Source organism: Phycisphaeraceae bacterium, assembly GCA_020639155.1.
In the GTDB taxonomy this organism is placed as follows: domain Bacteria; phylum Planctomycetota; class Phycisphaerae; order Phycisphaerales; family UBA1924; genus JACKHF01.
Genome location: JACKHF010000002.1, coordinates 355,393 through 371,257 on the forward strand (window position 1 = coordinate 355,393; position 15,865 = coordinate 371,257).

Sequence of the window (15,865 nt, forward strand, 5' to 3'; positions counted from 1 at the left end):
GAGCGTGGCTTGTCGATGCATGCCGATTGCAGGTAAGGTGCGCTATAGTCCGCATTGCCCCTGAATCGCCTCGGAGCATGCACGATGACAACCGCTTCCACCCTGAAAGACCAACCCACACTCAAGGCAGTGAAGACTGCGTTTCCTGACGCGACATTGAGCGCGACGGAGTTCCGGGGTGACATCACGCTGGTTGTCCAGCCGGGCGATCTGCACGCGGTGTGTGCATTCCTGCGTGACAATGCGCAGACGAAGTTCACATTCCTCTCGGATGTTGCGGGGCTTGATTACCTTGAGTATCCTGCGAAGCAGCCGGGACGGTTTGCTGTTGTCTACAACCTGCTCAACACAGACATGACCGAGCGGTTCTATGTGAAGGTCTACCTTGATCCGTCATTGCCAACCGATGGCACCGCGGAGGACCCATCGCTTGTGGTTGATTCCGTGTGCGATCTCTGGCCCGGGGCCGAGTGGATGGAGCGCGAGGTGTACGATATGTTCGGGATTCGCTTTGCGAATCACCCCGATCTGCGACGCATCTTGTTGTGGAAGGACTATCCGGCGCATCCACTTCGCAAGGACTATCCGTTGCGGGGTCGATCGGAACGTGAGATGTACAAGATCATTGATCGCACGACAACATAACTGCTTAGAAGCTCAACGCAATAACAAATCGCACGGTTTGGCGTGCGGTTTGTGTGATTCAGTGGAATCGTGGGATCAGGAATCGCCCTTGGCCCGGCTCTGGTATGAGCCGTCGGATGTCGAGACGCGCACCTTCTCGCCAATGACGATGAACGGCGGCACCTTTGTCTTCAGTCCGGTTTCAAGTGTGGCATCCTTGAGCTGATTGGTAGCGGTTGCGCCTTTGATGCCTGGTGGAGTGTCCGTGACTTCAAGCTCAACCGAACTGGGAAGCTCGATGGAGATCGGTTGGCCTTCCGAGCAGAGCATGATGACGCTCAGATTCGGTGTGAGGAAGTCCATGGCGTTGCCAAGCACGTCCGTGCCGATCTCGAACTGGTCGTAGGTTTCGAGGTCCATGAATGTGCCGCCCGAGCCATTGTCAAAGAGAAACTCCATGGATCTGCGATCGAGTTCTGCGACTTCCAGATCGTCAGCAGGATTGAAGCGCCGGTCGTAGTTCTTCCCTGTCAGGACTTCCTTGTACTGGAGCTGGATGAAAGCGCGCAGGTTGCCCGGTGTGCGATGCTCCACACCTGTCACAACGCACAGTTTGCCATCAACACGAATGCCTTTTCCCGGGCGCAGATCAATCGCTTTCATTGTCTCTTGTTTCCTTCGATCTCAGTCATGATGATGGTGGAACCACGCGCGGGTGGCTGCTGTTGGAATGATGGCATGGTAGGCTGAAAGGTCCAGCATACCGACCATGAACCGAGCAGAATTGGTTGTTTCGTTCTGGTGTTCGCGCGCGTGTGTCGCTTCTCGGTCGGTATTCATTCGGGAACTGAGAGCGCGGTGATTGATCGATGAAGCAGGTGACGATCTTTGACTGCTGGGCGCGCACACGGATGGCGTTGTTCAGTGAGAAACTCAACATCCTGACATGCTGCGCTGGGGACTGGATACATGCGTCAGAACAAGTTTGGTGTCATGAAGCGTTTTCGTCGTCCTGCATCACATGCGGTTCGCCGATGGGCTGCACCGTGGTTTTCGTCGAGTCCGCAGCCGGGTGCAGAATCGCTGATGGCTGATATCATGGAACTGAATCCGGGTGCGACCGTGAGTTTTCTTTCGAACTTCAACACATCCGAGTTGCGTGCCTACCGCGATCGATTGACCAACGTCACACATCCAAGCCACATTGCTGTGATGTCGTAGTCCTGACAATCCACATCCGTCCTGCATACCATCTTCTGCCACGATACATGCCCCGCACTGGTGTGGGGCATTTCTTTTCAAGTCGAGTTCGTTTTACATATGGAGCGCCACATCAATGTCAAACTCAAAGACCAAGGCAGTCTCACGCAAGCACCGCAAGTCACGCGAACGCCGTAAGACAAAGATCAAGGCCGCAGTTGCCGCGAAGAAGAAGTAAGGACAACGCGGATTATCAGTGAGCTGATTGTGTGACAAGCTTCACTTTTCCGCATCGAGAGCAAGCATCTTTTTCACGTAAAAAGTCGCTGGTAAGTCCAAATGCCGAAGTGATCGGGTTGACTGCAATACGGTTCTTGATCTCCGCAAGTTCGGCAACACAATCGTCACAAAGGCGCTTGGACTTGTTTTTCCGGAGTAATGCAAAGACTTTTTCTGGATTTGATTTGTGATTTGGCATGGTGGATCCTCAAGGCCCGCCAGCGCCAACAAATGGTGAGGCGTTGCGTATCTCTATTCTGTCCTTCACGAGATCCCAGAAAATCTCCGCAGCCTCAACCGCGCCGCTGCGGGATGGATCGTACAAGGTCACTGTTCGTCCCGGTGATGCCTTGAGGACGACATGCCCCTTTGTCGCATCGTACTCGGCGATGTCGGCGCGAGCTTCACGTGTACCATCGTTGCCGCGTGAGCGAACATACACACCCTCTGTCGCAAGTGCCGTTCGGATTGAACCTTCAGACTCTGAGCTGGCATCGTTGTTCATTGATGCGCTGATGTACTGCGCCTCGATATAGGTTTGCTGCCCATCGATCTCTCGAATGTGCGTCATCGTGACATCGCCACGAAGTTCCGCTCGCGCGTCCGCCTGATGCAGCGACATTGACTTTGTCCACGTGAAGAGCGACTGGCCGAACTCGGGCACATCCGGGAGTGGGGCTGATGGCGTTGGTGTTTCTGACTCACGCTCATCATATTCTGTTGCGAGTGACGCGCGCGCCATCATCAGCATCTTGCCAGCGCCGGGGACCGTCAGACGCTGTGTGGGTTTGTCCGATGTTTCGGGTTGTGCATTAATCTCAGTAGAGTTACTGATTGCATTACTCGGCAGATCGGTATCTACTCGGAATGAGTCGGCTTCGAGATACCCGAGCCTGACGAGCCGCTTCTCCTGTGTCATGGGTGCCTGTGGATCATCGCCAGAGGGAACCATAACGAGCTCGTATCGTTTCGATGTTGCGGTGGCACGCGCATCGTCATCGATGTGCAGCACCGCGCCTTCAACTTCTGCCCATTGCAGTTGGCGGGAGCCGAGTGTTTCCTGCACCGACGCGACCTGAGACGGATTGAACGAGTTGTTGTTGTCCTTTGGCTCAGTGAACGGTGTGATCTGCGCTTCGAGGCGATGTCCCTGAAGCTCGTCAAGACTCAATCCGGTATCATCAAGCAACTGTGCTGTCACGTTGCCGACAGCGAGCAGCCTGCCCGCACGGTCGTCATAGCGCATCTCGGTTGCCCACGACGCATCAATAGTGCTGGAACCGTTCTCACTCGTCGATTCAGCTTGTCCTGAGAACGAGCCCGGGCCAAACACCCATACCGATCGCTGCACACTGTCGAGCAGCACCTGTGGTCCAACAATACTGGATGCACCTGCTTGAGCAAGTGCAGGCTCGCCGGTTTCCGAAACGAGTGTTGCTCGTCGTGCGATCGCATCGAATCGGATGTGTTGTGCGCTTGCATGGACAGGATCGGAAGCCCTGCTGACTTGATCGTATGTTGCTGGAGAGTCTTCGTTCCCAAACAGATCGGCACGCACGAGGACACTGCGAAGCTTCTCTTCGGGCTTTGTTGCGCTGATGTTATCGAGTGATGGAGAGCGGTGCGACCGGCCCGGTTCAAACTGCGCTTCGAGCGAGCGTGCAGCTAAGGCGACATCGTCCTGCACCTGCTCGCCGAGCACATTACCCTCTGCTTTCAGTGTTCGCACAACGACATTGGACTTTGTTGCAACACTTGTATCAAAGTGGACCGCAATGGTGTCAGCTTCCAGCCAACCCTCCTCGTGATCGACTGCGATCGCATTTCCAAGCGATGCGATATCCTCGATTGTCCACACGCCGTCATTTGATCGTGTGAACTGTCCCTCGATAGTGTCGCCACGGAAAGCGCCCTGCGTGTGATTGAGCTCAGCCCGTTCCTTCATTGTGAACGCGCGGATGCCATAGACGGTGTCGCCATCAACGAGGAGATCAGCAAGGCACTCATCATCGAATCTCGCGTTCCCGATCTGTTCGCCATCCTGCGTGAAGAGAAGATTAGCTGGCCCCGTGACCTGCGCTGTTTGTGTTGAGAGATCGACCACTGCTTGTACGGCATTGATCGTGCCGAATCCAGGCATGTCGAGAGAGATACCAGCAAACGGGGTTGTGCCCGGAGCGTTTTCATTTTCAGGTGTCGCTGCTTCATGGAGAACCAGTCTGCGGCGTGTTGCAAAGTACTCGATGTTTCCGCTTATTCCACCAGAGTCTGAGTGCAGATCGTTTGTTGTCACAACTCCAGACTGGGGGCTGGACAGCAGGAGTGCGGCATCGTCGTTGAAGAGTTGTGTTTCATCGAGTGACGTTGGAACCACGATCATGCGTCCGGACCACGCGAGTGTGACACGATCCTCATCATCGGCCTCAACAATAATATCAGAGAGTGGAGCAACACTTGGCTCGGTCACTATCTGTAGCGCACCTGTGGTTTCTTCTTGAAGATTGATGGATGACTCTGGCTGCACATCAGCAGGCTGTGCTGGAACGACATTTGTGAGAGCGTACGAGTTCGTGAGATAGCTGCTTGATTCAACTGAACCGAGAGGTGTTTGAATGGGCTCTGGACCGATGGGTTGAATGATTGGAGCAACCTCTCGCCTCGACGCTAGATCAAATGCGATCGGTCGTATCGCGTCCTCAGCGAGTGCGTTATTGACGAGTCTGAACCACGCATCAAGGCGCTCTGATTTGACCGCAGCAGCACGATCCCCCGAGTACAACTCAATCACGACATCGTCGAGGCACGTGACGCGATAGGCGGTGATGACATCGTCTGAAACCGCCGGGCCTGCTGTTTCGGGCTGCTGTTGGGTGTCTGGTGAAATCGGGTTTGGACGTGGTGTAGCCTGATGTGTTTGAGGGGCTGTCGGTGGAGCAGATGCGACTGTTGCGGGTTCCGTTTTGGGCTCGGACCTTGCAAGTGGAACGCGGAAGTTTCCTTCACGTTCGATGACGATGCGGCTGACACGTTTTTCAATCTGATTGAGTGCGACTGAGAGACCAATGCCGGACCCGGTGACTCGCTCACTCACAACCGTGAATGTGCCGGTTGTTGAGACCTCGCCTCGCTGCTTATCAAATCGAACAGGGGCGTCTGTGGTGACTTCGATATCCGGCGTGTTTGACTTCGTGCTGACACGATGTCCGAACTCATCAGGTGCGTAATAACGCACTCGCACATGACCGGAAAGCTCACCCTGCTCGGGTTGCTGCTCCGGCGACGGCATGGTGACGAGCCCATCGTCAGCCGTAATATGCAGCACTGATCCGTCATCAAGGTAATACTCTGCGTCCGGTCCCTTCACGCGATACAGCGTGCGATTTTCAGACTGGATCGAACGTGCGGAGAGTTTGCCTGTGACTTTGGTTGCATCGTGTTCATCAACAAGAAGGATCTGGAACTCACCAGAGTTTGCGGTACCCGCTTCGCCAATCTGTATAGGTGCGGTATCGATGACATCGGCCTGATTGTCTGGCGGGAGTTGTGTCACAGAAGTGGCATAGAAGTACGCAATCGTGCATACAGCACCGGTTGCTACGACGATGGCTGCAGCGAGCCCGATGCGTGCTGTCTGACGTGAAGTTCGTGCTTGGGCTGGAGTGCTGCGTGCCATTCCCCAATCATATACCGGACACTGTGCAGTGCTGGCACATGTCGGATGGGAAGCGTACCTCATCGATTCTTCTATTGAATACTGGCAAGCAGATGGTCTATTGCCTCGCGGACTGCCCCGTTACCACCAGTGCGTGTCGTTACAATGTCAGCCTCTTTGAGCACGGTCGGCTCTGCGTCAGCAGGGGCGATCGAATAGCCTGCGAGCGTGAACATGGGCAGATCGGGCACATCATCACCCATGACGGCAACGTTGTCCGGTGCTACACCGAGACTGCTCATCAACCGACTAAGCACACGGTCCTTCGGTTCGCTGACACCAAGATGCATGTGTGTGATACCGAGTTCCTGCAAGCGTGTGATTGTTGCATTGCACGAGCGACCGCTGATGATGCCAACATACAGACCTTTGTTGATCCACTGCTTGATACCGTACCCGTCGCGCACATGAAAACGCTGATACTGCTCGCCACGCATGCCGTAGAGAATGGAGCCGTCTGTGAGCACACCATCAACATCAAGCACGAGCAGTTTGATGTGGCGTGGGAGCGCGCCGCTTGGGGTTACAGCCATACTTGATCCTGCTTATTCTGAGACCAATCTGAGCGCGACAAGATCCTGAATGTCCAGCACACCAATTGGCTTGCCAGCATTGTCAACCACAGGAAGGTCGTCGAGCCTGAACTCTCTGAACAGCACTGCAGCATCCTTGACAAGTGCATTTGCTGAGATCTTTCGTGGTGACTTTGTCATGAACACATCGACGGGTTGAGACAGGAACTGCTGATGCAGAACCATGTTTCGACGCAGGTCCCCATCGGTCAGAATGCCAATGAGTGTTCCCGCGTTATCTACAATAAGAATCGCGCCGGGTCTCCTGCCTGTGGTATCCGCCTGTGTAATTGCATCAGCAACTGTCGTGCCTGATCGGACAGGATGTACATTCTGACCCACACGGAAGCGGAGCACATCAACGACCGGTCTCAGTGTTGAACCAAGTGCGCCGCCAGGATGACGCTTGGCAAAGTCGGCATCAGTGAATCCTCGTCTGCGTGCAACTGTCAGCGCAAGTGCATCACCCACAGCCATCGTTGCTGTGGTGGAACTGGTTGGCGCAGAGAACTGCGGAGCACCCGCTTCTGTGTCAGCATGGAGCAGCACGGTTGCGCTTGCGAGTTGTGCAAGACTGGATGAGGCGGCGTTTGACCCCACCAACGCGATAATCGGAAGATTGTCCTGATGCAGGATGGCACAGAGATTGACCACTTCAAGGGTTTGCCCTGAATAGGAGATCGCAAGAACGACATCGCGAGACTGGAACTTGCCAAGATCACCATGTGCAGCCTCAGATGGATGCACCGAGTGAGAGGGGATACCAAGTGATGCAAGTGTGGCAGAGATCTTCGCGCCGACAAGCCCGGATTTCCCAAGACCGGTGACAAGGACAGTGCCGTTCTGGTGGCAGCATCGTTCGATCAGAGCAACAGCATCAAGAAATGACTGGCCCAGCGCGTGTGCGGTGGCATCCAGCGCAGCCAGTTCTGATGTGAGTACCCCGCGAGCAAACCCGAGTTCAACCTCGGGTGATGACTGTGGTTGGGAGCCTGTCGGTCTGGAATCTGCTGTCATGGTCACGATGGAAGGGTACACTGCTGGGAGCAGAAATGATCAGATAGCCCGAGTCAATCGTCAAAGCCCGTGCTGGAGGTTCGGTGATCACTGAGTATCGTGTCCATCTCGATGTCTTTGATGGCCCCATGGACCTTTTGATGCATCTGATCCATCAACACGAGGTCGACATCTCTGATATTCCGGTCGCAATCATTGCCGACCAGTACATTGACTACATCCGGCATGTCGAGAAAGTAGACATGGAAACCGCGGGCGATTTCCTTCTCATGGCTGCGACATTGATGGAGATCAAGTCCCGCATGATCGCCCGTCAGTCGGTGGCGAAGGAGCAGAGTGACGAGGATGTAGGGCAGTTCGATGATGACGAGGGTGAAGATCCGCGTGCAGAACTTGTCAGGCAGCTTCTTGCGTATCGCATGTATCGCGAGGCAGCAGATGCCCTCGAATCAAAGCGAGACGATTGGGAACGCAAGTACCCCGGCGGTCGTGTGCTTCCGAGTGCTGAAGCATTATCAGAACTGAAAGAAGCTGAGCCCGAACTTGATCTGGAAGACATCGACCTGCTCGATCTCGCACGTGCATTTGCCCGGATCGCTGCTGCCGTCAACTTCGATCGACTCGGCGAGCATGAGATCGGTGAGGATGATTCGCCGATTGAACTCCATGCTGCAGACATGCGCGACAGTTTGACGCGTTACAAAGCCGAAGGCTTGGCTGAAGTTCCTCTGAAAATGTTGCTCACCGGACGGAAACGCTCGGAGATGCTTGGGTTGTTCCTTGCGATGCTCGAACTCATGAAGCAGCAGCTTGTTCGAGTGGAGCTTCACGATGAGTTTGGGATTCGCCTTGCTTTGCACGATCATCCGCAGGAGATCCCAGATGTGGAATCCGATTCAGCAGAGCCAACAAGCGCATAAGACGAGCAATCGAATAAAAACACGGACCCCGGCAAAGCCAGAGTCCGTGTGATATTACGTGTCGTTGATTGATCAACAATCAACAGTCGTGCAAGATTTAGCCACGACGACGACGTGAAGCGACGAGGCCGCCCATGCCGAGGAGCGCGAGGCTGCCCGGTGCGGGAACCTGGGTGTACATGTTGATACGACCGATGGAGCCGGAAAGGCCGTTGAAGATGGTGCCGAGAGCAGCGGGGCCACCCACGGGGTCACCGATGTCCCACTGCACGCCTGCACGGAACAGGGTTGTGGAGACGCCTTCGATCATGGTGGAGTATGTGCCACCGCCGCTTGCGTAGGAGTTGCTGGCTGTGAAGTTGCCAGCGCCGCCTGCTGCGCCCGGTGTCCAGTTGCCAACGATGGTCACGATGTCGCCAGCGGTGACGTTGATGTTGCCACCAGCGTACGGGCCGTTCGCGTAATACGCGGTCGTGCCGTTGATATCAACGAGATAGGTTTCCTCTGTCAGACCAGCCTGCGCGTCTGTGGGCAGGGTCAGGTTGGTGATCTGGAAGCTGGAACCAGCTGTGAACGAGAAACCGCGGCTGAAACCTGTGTAGGTTGTAGCGTGCGGGGGCAGGACAACCTGCGCCATGGCGCTGGTGCCGAGTGCCAGAACGGTCATCGCAACGAGCTTCTTCATCTCAATCTCTCCTTCTGCACATGTGCAAGAAAACAAAACACTCCCGCGTGACACTCAGTACGAGAATCTGAGCTCACACGACTTAAGTCCAACTATTCACATGGCTGAGGTGGCAACCGGTCTCCCGGCGCAGTCTCTCTCCTCGACCATGACAATGGGTAACCTATCTCAATCCGTGAAGGGTCGCAACCCTGGCGGTTCGACAAAAATAGAAAAAAACGAAAAAAAGCGGAGATTTCTCTTTTTCTAAACTTCATCGATATATTTATTGGACCTATCAGATGGTTGAAAACTGGTCTCATTACGAAAGAGTTGTACAAAAACGCTCAAATCGGGTGATCCCAGAGCGCAGCGTGTCTACATGCTTTGCAAACGAGAAGCGGATGTGCTTGTCTCCACACCCCTCAAAGGCGGCACCCTGGATCACTGCAATCCCAGCTTCGTCAAGCAACGCTTCAGCAAAGATTGTGCTGTTGGCAAGCTTTGTCCCCTTTGGTGTCGTCTTTCCAAGTAATGCTGAGACATCTGGAAAGGCATAAAACGCACCACGTATCGGGGTACATGTGACTCCAGCGATGGTATTCAGTCCTTCGTACATGATCCGTGATCGCTCCTCGAAAGAGGTACGCATTCGTTTGATGTGGTCATCAATCTGTGTGAGAGCGGCGCACATAGCGGGCATGACGAACGATGTCACATTGCTCGCAGATTGCTCCTGAACCTTGCCCATGCCCTGGATCAGTTCTGCACCGAATGAACCGGGACACGCCGCATACCCAGCACGCCACCCAGTCATGGAAGCAGACTTTGAAAGACCATTTATCGTGATTGTTCTATCCGCAATTGACTCAATGGAACCGGGTGAGCAGTGCTGCATGCCATCAAAGATGATGTTTTCATAGATTTCATCTGAGAGGATGACAAGGTTTGGAGCAACTGAGCTTGCGAGATGTGCCAGTTCTTCCGCGATTGCACGCATTTCGTCGGGAGAAATGACCGCCCCTGTCGGATTGTTCGGACTATTCAGAAAGACGGCTCGTGTACGCTCGTTGACGAGTTTTCTGAAATCTTCAGGCCTTGGCTTAAATCCGTGCTCTGGAAGGGTTTCCAGTGTGACAACCTTGCCGCCAGCAAGTTCGACAATTGGGCGATATGAAACCCACGATGGCACCGGGATAATCGCCTCTGCTGGCGCTGTTCCAGTTGCAGCAACATCAAACAGGCACTGGCAGGCGTTATAGAGAGCCTGCTTGGCCCCGAACGTGACTGCAACATGGTCCTTTGTCAGCCCTTGGATTCGGTTCTGCGTTGTGAGTTTGTGGGCTATTGCTTCTCGAACAGCGACATCACCAAGAGCTGGTTTGTATCGCGTTTCGCCGTTCCGGAGTGCCTGAACAGCCGCTTCTACAACAACCTCTGGGGTTGGTGTATCAGGTTCTCCAGCCGCGAAGATGAGGATGTCCTTCCCGGCTTTCTGGAGTGCGTTTGCCTTTGCGGTAATTCGCAGCGTAGCCGAAGGTCCGATTGAGTTGACGCGATGTGAAAGTGTCAGGGATGTGGTTGGTGTTGTTGTCGAGTTCATCTCATGGGTTCCCGGTATTGAGAAGGCGGTTGTCGAACGGGACAAACACACCGTGGCATGGAGGTGGATCGGCTGGACAGACTCAGCGAAGTGTCTATCCTTAGACGTTCGATCTCCGGGTCTTTTCTCGGCAGAACATTGGTCCCGACTCAACAGAACAGGTGTTCCGTGGGGGTGGGTCTCGCATTTGTCAAACGGTATCCCATTCGAGGCACTGCAGTCCATGTCAATTTCCGTAGAAGTCCGCAAGCAGACCATTGTTGATTCACGCCGGCACGACACAGATTCGGGTTCACCCGAGGTGCAGATCTCGCTGCTGACAGCGCGAATCAATGAGCTCAGCGAACATCTGCAGAGCCATAAGAAGGACAACCACAGTCGTCGCGGACTTATTGGCATGGTCAACAAGCGCAACAGTCTACTTCGCTATCTTGCACGAACGCGCCCGGAAGAATACAAAGCCACGATTGCCCGCTTGGGCCTCCGTCGCTAAACAAGGATGAGATGTTTCAGGCCCGTGGACGAGAGTCCGTGGGCCTGTGTTGTTTATGGCAGTTGTGCGCCGATGCTGACAGCAGCAAAGGCTCGTGTCGGTTGGTGATGCAATCGACGGACAAAGTGGATCGGGTGATTCTGGTGGCAGGAGACACCGCGCAGTTTGGCATTGAACTGCGCGATGCCCTCTGCCTCTGGATCTTGCCAGTCTGCCGTTTGCTGGGCAGGTTCGTCGCTCTGTTCCACACATCATGTTGGGATGACCGTGCTGCGGTTGCGATCACACGTGTGGAGCAGCGCGATGCGCGGTCGATGCGGCTTTGAAGAGGAAACAGAAGAATATGGCAATTTCACCGGTTACGAAGGTTGAGAAGGAAATCGGCGGTCGCACACTTTCGCTTGAGACTGGGCACGTCGCAAAGCTTGCAACGTCTGCAGTCATTGCGACGTATGGCGGTACATCCGTGCTCGCAACGGTTGTGCGCGCAAAGCCGCGTGAGGGACTCGACTTCTTCCCAATGCAGGTTGATTACCGAGAAAAGCTATCAGCGGCAGGCAAGTTTCCCGGTGGTTTCCGTAAACGCGAGGGCGCGCCATCGGAAAAAGAAATTCTCACAATGCGCATGATCGATCGACCGATTCGCCCGCTCTTCCCGGATGGGTTCATCGACGAACTCCAGATCCAGTGCTGGGTAATGAGCCACGACGGCGAGAATGATTCGGATGTGATCGCAGGATTTGCCGCATCGGCTGCGATCGCGATTTCCGATGCACCATTTGAGGGGCCAACAGGCATGGTGCGCGTTGGACGCATCTATACGGACGATGGTCCACAGTTTGTTGTTAACCCAACTATCTCACAGATGGACTACTCGGATCTTGATCTTGTGCTTGCCGGTCATTGTGATGGTGTGAACATGATCGAGGTGGGTGCTGCAGAGATCGCAGAAAAGGACATGGTTGATGCAATCCAGTTCGGGCATGATCAGATCAAACTTCAACTTGATCTCATCAGTGAACTGGTTGGAAAGGTCGGCAAGGAGAAGCGTGTCGATTCGCTTGCGTTGCCGACGCAGCAGATCGCTGATCAGGTTCGTTCGCTGGTTGAGGCTGATTTGACCGAAGCTCGAAAGGTGCCAGGCAAGGCTGACCGGGACGAGCGCGTCGGAAACATCCGCGAGCGCATGATGGATGCACATTTCAAGCTCAAGATGGACGGCTCCATCACGGAATACGAGCAGAGCAAGAAGGATGCATCGATGGCGAAGGAGGCGTTCCGTCGCCTCGAGAAGAAGCTCACACGCAAGCTCATTCTTGAGCAAGGTACTCGTGCCGATGGTCGTGGCCCCAAGGAACTTCGCCCGATCGACGGGCAAGTGGGTATCTTTGCAAGAACACACGGTTCAGCACTCTTTGAGCGCGGTGAGACGCAGTCGTTGTGCACATGCACACTTGGCACGGGTCGCGACGAGCAGATCATCGATGGTCTAATGCCAGAGTACTCCAAGAAGTTCATGCTGCACTATAACTTCCCGCCTTTTTGTACTGGTGAAGCTGGCAGGATCATGGGGCCTGGTCGTCGTGAGATTGGTCACGGTGCACTCGCAGAGCGCTCTCTTCTGGGGATTCTCCCCGGACCGGAAGAGTTCCCATACACGATTCGAGTCGTCTCCGATATCACGATGAGCAATGGCTCATCGTCGATGGCGTCTGTGTGTGGAGGATGTCTTGCGCTGATGGATGCTGGCGTGCCGATCAAGGCAACGTGTGCGGGTATCTCTGTTGGTATGTTCAGTGACGAGAACAAGACGATGTATGTCACTGATATCCTCGGCGAAGAGGACTTCTTTGGCGACATGGACTTCAAGGTCTCTGGCACACGCGAGGGCATCACGGGTATTCAGCTTGACCTGAAGGCGCGCGGTCTTGTGATCAACCAGATCACAGAGATCTTTGAGCAGGCTCGCGTTGCGCGTCTGCAGATCATCGACATCATGGAAGGCATTATCCCTGCACCTCGCAACGATATTGCAGACCACGCGCCGCGCGTACGCACAGTCAACATTGATCCGGACAAGATCGGAAAGCTCATTGGGCCAGGTGGCAAGACCATTCGCAGTTTGCAGGATGACTTTGGTGTCGGCATCGACGTGGAAGAAGATGGCACTGTGCTTGTCTCATCGTCGAATCGTGAATCACTCGAGTCAGCAGTTGCTGCGATCGAAGCGATGTGCGCCACGGTCAAGGTTGGTTCGATCTATAGCGGCAAGGTTGTCAGCACAAAGGACTTTGGTGCCTTCATAGAGATCGGACCGGGTACTGACGGTATGTGCCACATCTCTGAACTCGCCGATGGTTATGTGAAGAATGTTGGTGACATCGTGAAGATCGGTGATGAGGTTCGTGTGAAGGTCATCAATGTCGATCCGACCGGTCGCATCAAGCTTTCGATCAAGCAGGCGATGGCGGAGGAGGCTGAACCCGTTGCTTCTGGTGAGTGAGAGTTTGTCAAAATTCGATAAATGTGCATAGCCTGTCGGTTTTTCCCCCGTTTTTGGCATTCTGCACTAAGGATTTTTCACAATTCTGTCCTTTTCACCGCGTTCAGGTCGCACTGGGCGCGGTCTTTTTGTTATGCTCCGATAAACTCTGCCGATACCAGACCAATGTCCCGTCTGTTCGAGGGGTCTTTAGTGCGCGTTGTTCCCGCTCTCGTGCCGGAACCAACGTTGAAAGGGCTGACATCGTTCGGCCTTCGTGGAGGAACGTTGACGATGAGCAATCAACCAGTACCGGGAGACCGGCTCAATACAGAAGGCGCTGTCAAGTGGTTCGATTCCCGGAAGGGATTCGGCTTTATTGTTGGGCCCAACGGTGAAGATATCTTCGTGCATTACTCCGTTATTCAGGGCGACGGATTCAAGGCACTTGATGATGGCACGCAAGTCAAGTATGAAGCCGAGTTCACACCAAAGGGATGGCGAGCTACAGCTGTATCGCTCAGCGGTGGAGCGACTGACTCCTCGCCTGAGGTCGTGGTTCGGCCGCAACACCAGCGAACGCCATCGCGTTGACCTTCTAAATAACTTCTGCTGCTGTGGTTCGCCTTTGTCAAGCCACGCTGCTATGTTCGCCTGCGATGGGTGATGTGTTCATAACTCTTGGCATCATTTCTGCAACATTGCCGACATGGGCAGTTGCTGCGTTCTCAGCTCTTGTTGGCGTGGTTGTGACTGCGCTTGCTGCCAGATGGATCGTTTTGCGCCAGTTCCGCATGGTTCGGCTTGCAGAGCGGCGTGCCTTGCGTGCAGAACGCATGGCCGAACTCGGAGCAATGGCTGGTGGGCTAGCACACGAGATCAAGAATCCGCTGTCGACTATTGGTCTTAACGCGGAGTTGCTGACCGAATCAATCAGTGACCTGAATGTTTCTGATGAGGACAAGCAGCGATTGATTCGAAGGATCGGCTCACTTGGTCGTGAGGTTGATCGATTGCGTGGGATCCTGTCGGATTTTCTCGATTATGCTGGAGAGATCAGGCTCGATCAGTCGCCGGTGAATCTGAATGATCTTCTCGAGGAACTTGTTGACTTTTTCCACCCGCAAGCTGCCAAACTCGGTATCACGTTGCGTGCAGATCCATACACATCGCCTGTGGTTGCGCATGTTGATTCAAGACATATCAAACAAGCGGTGCTCAATTTGATGTTAAACGCGGCGCAGGCGATGGAGCAGTATCCAAGATTGCCATCGCAAGAGGCGACATCTCGGCGAGCCAACGAGTTGATTCTGCGTGTACGTCCTGCGCGTGGCGATCACGATGAAGAGGTTGCTGAGATCCATGTGATTGATACGGGTCCCGGAATTGAGCCAGAGCAGGTAAAGCGTATTTTTCAACCTTACTTTACGACCAAGTCTGGCGGCAGTGGGCTGGGTCTTCCAACATCGCGCCGACTGGTCGAAGCGCACGGCGGGCAGTTATCAGTCATTGCAGAGCCAGGCATGGGATCAGACTTCGTTTTGACAATACCATGTCGTCCGAATACTGAGGACGAAGCGTCAACCTCCTCCTGATCCATTGGTTTTTTGCTGCAATTTCCGGTTCTTCTGGTATTATCAGTTTGTACGGTTATTCCGTGTGTGCCGGTTGTATTGGCACGTGCGCAGTGCCGTAGAGAGAGGTGTATGTATGAAGAAGAATCAAATGATTGCTGGCGTGTGTGCTGTTGTCGGTCTTGCGATGTTCGCGCATGCGCAGGGCGTGCAGACGTTTCGTGGCGGAAAAGTTGGTCCGGATCGCTCATCGTGCTGCCACATGACAGCGCGTGTGCATCACAACTGTGACGGGTACAGCCCGTGCTGCCAGTATGTTGCGCCGTTATCAAAGTCTGTGTGCGATGCAGCTGCGCAGTATGGCAATAAGGCCGATCCAAAGCAGACCATTGTTGTTGGTCGCGGTGTGCATTGGTTCGAGATCAGTCCGTGGGAGCCTGCACATCCACTGCTCGGCAAGCACATTGAACGCCAGCGTCTTGAGTGGCTTCGTTGCCACGGGTTTGTGGGTGGCATCAAGACCGTGACGAACCCGGGTGTAACCGAGGAACCCGAAACAACGGCATCAAGCGATGCGGCTTTTCAAAGTGGTGTGATCGTGACTCCAGCGGTGCAGGACACGGTTGAGAAGAAGGGCGCTGAGAAAGAGAAGATTCAGCCCCGCGCTATCTTCCGCGTTCCCGAGGGAGTATCGCGCGAAACCCCAACATTCCGCGTCTAACTGT

General features: G+C 54.4%; 16 protein-coding genes. 8 read left to right on the forward strand and 8 right to left on the reverse strand.

All coding sequences use genetic code 11. The features are described from left to right. Nucleotides 1–84 precede the first annotated feature (84 nt). Nucleotides 85–645 (forward strand): NADH-quinone oxidoreductase subunit C, encoded by a 561-nt coding sequence (locus tag H6815_12050; protein ID MCB9861172.1) that lies wholly within the window; start codon nucleotides 85–87, stop codon nucleotides 643–645. 75 nt (nucleotides 646–720) lie between these two features. Here H6815_12050 and efp read toward each other — a convergent pair whose 3' ends face one another. After that, a complete protein-coding gene (gene efp / locus H6815_12055; GenBank protein ID MCB9861173.1) occupies nucleotides 721–1,287 on the reverse strand; it encodes an elongation factor P in 567 nt (188 codons plus the stop codon). A gap of 306 nt (nucleotides 1,288–1,593) precedes the next feature. Here efp and H6815_12060 point away from each other — a divergent pair, with 306 nt between their 5' ends. After that, nucleotides 1,594–1,845, forward strand: coding sequence for a hypothetical protein (locus H6815_12060; protein MCB9861174.1), 252 nt, complete (start codon nucleotides 1,594–1,596; stop codon nucleotides 1,843–1,845). Nucleotides 1,846–2,077: 232 nt separating this feature from the next. On the opposite strand, the gene H6815_12065 is transcribed toward H6815_12060, so the two are convergent. The 4 genes from H6815_12065 to H6815_12080 all read right to left on the reverse strand — a co-directional run bounded on the left by H6815_12065 (nucleotide 2,078) and on the right by H6815_12080 (nucleotide 7,410). Next, on the reverse strand, nucleotides 2,078–2,302 hold the full coding sequence (locus H6815_12065) for a hypothetical protein (protein ID MCB9861175.1): 225 nt from the start codon (nucleotides 2,300–2,302) through the stop codon (nucleotides 2,078–2,080). 9 nt (nucleotides 2,303–2,311) lie between these two features. After that, a complete protein-coding gene (locus H6815_12070) occupies nucleotides 2,312–5,776 on the reverse strand; it encodes a hypothetical protein (GenBank protein ID MCB9861176.1) in 3,465 nt (1,154 codons plus the stop codon). Nucleotides 5,777–5,847: 71 nt separating this feature from the next. Further along, nucleotides 5,848–6,348 (reverse strand): HAD-IIIA family hydrolase, encoded by a 501-nt coding sequence (locus tag H6815_12075; protein ID MCB9861177.1) that lies wholly within the window; start codon nucleotides 6,346–6,348, stop codon nucleotides 5,848–5,850. A gap of 12 nt (nucleotides 6,349–6,360) precedes the next feature. Then, the gene (locus tag H6815_12080) at nucleotides 6,361–7,410 is read right to left on the reverse strand and encodes a KpsF/GutQ family sugar-phosphate isomerase (protein ID MCB9861178.1); all 1,050 of its coding nucleotides are present in this window, start codon (nucleotides 7,408–7,410) and stop codon (nucleotides 6,361–6,363) included. A gap of 77 nt (nucleotides 7,411–7,487) precedes the next feature. Here H6815_12080 and H6815_12085 point away from each other — a divergent pair, with 77 nt between their 5' ends. Further along, the gene (locus tag H6815_12085; GenBank protein MCB9861179.1) at nucleotides 7,488–8,324 is read left to right on the forward strand and encodes a segregation/condensation protein A; all 837 of its coding nucleotides are present in this window, start codon (nucleotides 7,488–7,490) and stop codon (nucleotides 8,322–8,324) included. Nucleotides 8,325–8,421: 97 nt separating this feature from the next. Here the strand turns inward: H6815_12085 and H6815_12090 are convergent, their stop codons facing one another. Both H6815_12090 and H6815_12095 read right to left on the reverse strand, forming a co-directional pair. Then, complete coding sequence (locus tag H6815_12090) at nucleotides 8,422–9,009, reverse strand: PEP-CTERM sorting domain-containing protein (GenBank protein ID MCB9861180.1); 588 nt, start codon at nucleotides 9,007–9,009, stop codon at nucleotides 8,422–8,424. Between the two features lie 301 nt (nucleotides 9,010–9,310). Next, nucleotides 9,311–10,591: a pyridoxal phosphate-dependent aminotransferase gene (locus H6815_12095; protein ID MCB9861181.1), complete on the reverse strand. Its 1,281-nt coding sequence runs from the start codon at nucleotides 10,589–10,591 to the stop codon at nucleotides 9,311–9,313. Nucleotides 10,592–10,814: 223 nt separating this feature from the next. Between H6815_12095 and rpsO the strand changes: the two genes are divergently transcribed. Next, entirely contained in the window at nucleotides 10,815–11,084 is a 270-nt protein-coding gene (rpsO, locus tag H6815_12100; GenBank protein ID MCB9861182.1) for a 30S ribosomal protein S15, read from the forward strand. 53 nt (nucleotides 11,085–11,137) lie between these two features. Here rpsO and H6815_12105 read toward each other — a convergent pair whose 3' ends face one another. After that, nucleotides 11,138–11,332 (reverse strand): hypothetical protein, encoded by a 195-nt coding sequence (locus H6815_12105; protein MCB9861183.1) that lies wholly within the window; start codon nucleotides 11,330–11,332, stop codon nucleotides 11,138–11,140. Between the two features lie 95 nt (nucleotides 11,333–11,427). On the opposite strand from H6815_12105, the gene pnp reads away from it, so the two are divergent. The 4 genes from pnp to H6815_12125 all read left to right on the forward strand — a co-directional run bounded on the left by pnp (nucleotide 11,428) and on the right by H6815_12125 (nucleotide 15,861). Then, nucleotides 11,428–13,587 carry a polyribonucleotide nucleotidyltransferase gene (gene pnp, locus H6815_12110; protein ID MCB9861184.1) on the forward strand — a complete coding sequence of 720 codons (2,160 nt, stop codon included), beginning with the start codon at nucleotides 11,428–11,430 and terminating at the stop codon, nucleotides 13,585–13,587. A gap of 273 nt (nucleotides 13,588–13,860) precedes the next feature. Further along, complete coding sequence (locus H6815_12115; protein ID MCB9861185.1) at nucleotides 13,861–14,160, forward strand: cold shock domain-containing protein; 300 nt, start codon at nucleotides 13,861–13,863, stop codon at nucleotides 14,158–14,160. Nucleotides 14,161–14,225: 65 nt separating this feature from the next. Next, the gene (locus tag H6815_12120; protein MCB9861186.1) at nucleotides 14,226–15,161 is read left to right on the forward strand and encodes a HAMP domain-containing histidine kinase; all 936 of its coding nucleotides are present in this window, start codon (nucleotides 14,226–14,228) and stop codon (nucleotides 15,159–15,161) included. A 115-nt stretch (nucleotides 15,162–15,276) separates the two neighbouring features. Then, on the forward strand, nucleotides 15,277–15,861 hold the full coding sequence (locus tag H6815_12125) for a hypothetical protein (GenBank protein ID MCB9861187.1): 585 nt from the start codon (nucleotides 15,277–15,279) through the stop codon (nucleotides 15,859–15,861). Nucleotides 15,862–15,865 lie beyond the last annotated feature (4 nt).

Bases quoted from the DNA above. Each gene is read 5' to 3' on its own strand.
- H6815_12050 (MCB9861172.1), top strand. From the start codon at position 85: ATGACAACCGCTTCCACCCTGAAAGACCAACCCACACTCAAGGCAGTG.
- efp (MCB9861173.1), bottom strand. From the start codon at position 1,287: ATGAAAGCGATTGATCTGCGCCCGGGAAAAGGCATTCGTGTTGATGGC.
- H6815_12060 (MCB9861174.1), top strand. From the start codon at position 1,594: ATGCGTCAGAACAAGTTTGGTGTCATGAAGCGTTTTCGTCGTCCTGCA.
- H6815_12065 (MCB9861175.1), bottom strand. From the start codon at position 2,302: ATGCCAAATCACAAATCAAATCCAGAAAAAGTCTTTGCATTACTCCGG.
- H6815_12070 (MCB9861176.1), bottom strand. From the start codon at position 5,776: ATGGCACGCAGCACTCCAGCCCAAGCACGAACTTCACGTCAGACAGCA.
- H6815_12075 (MCB9861177.1), bottom strand. From the start codon at position 6,348: ATGGCTGTAACCCCAAGCGGCGCGCTCCCACGCCACATCAAACTGCTC.
- H6815_12090 (MCB9861180.1), bottom strand. From the start codon at position 9,009: ATGAAGAAGCTCGTTGCGATGACCGTTCTGGCACTCGGCACCAGCGCC.
- H6815_12095 (MCB9861181.1), bottom strand. From the start codon at position 10,591: ATGAACTCGACAACAACACCAACCACATCCCTGACACTTTCACATCGC.
- rpsO (MCB9861182.1), top strand. From the start codon at position 10,815: ATGTCAATTTCCGTAGAAGTCCGCAAGCAGACCATTGTTGATTCACGC.
- pnp (MCB9861184.1), top strand. From the start codon at position 11,428: ATGGCAATTTCACCGGTTACGAAGGTTGAGAAGGAAATCGGCGGTCGC.
- H6815_12115 (MCB9861185.1), top strand. From the start codon at position 13,861: ATGAGCAATCAACCAGTACCGGGAGACCGGCTCAATACAGAAGGCGCT.
- H6815_12120 (MCB9861186.1), top strand. From the start codon at position 14,226: ATGGGTGATGTGTTCATAACTCTTGGCATCATTTCTGCAACATTGCCG.
- H6815_12125 (MCB9861187.1), top strand. From the start codon at position 15,277: ATGAAGAAGAATCAAATGATTGCTGGCGTGTGTGCTGTTGTCGGTCTT.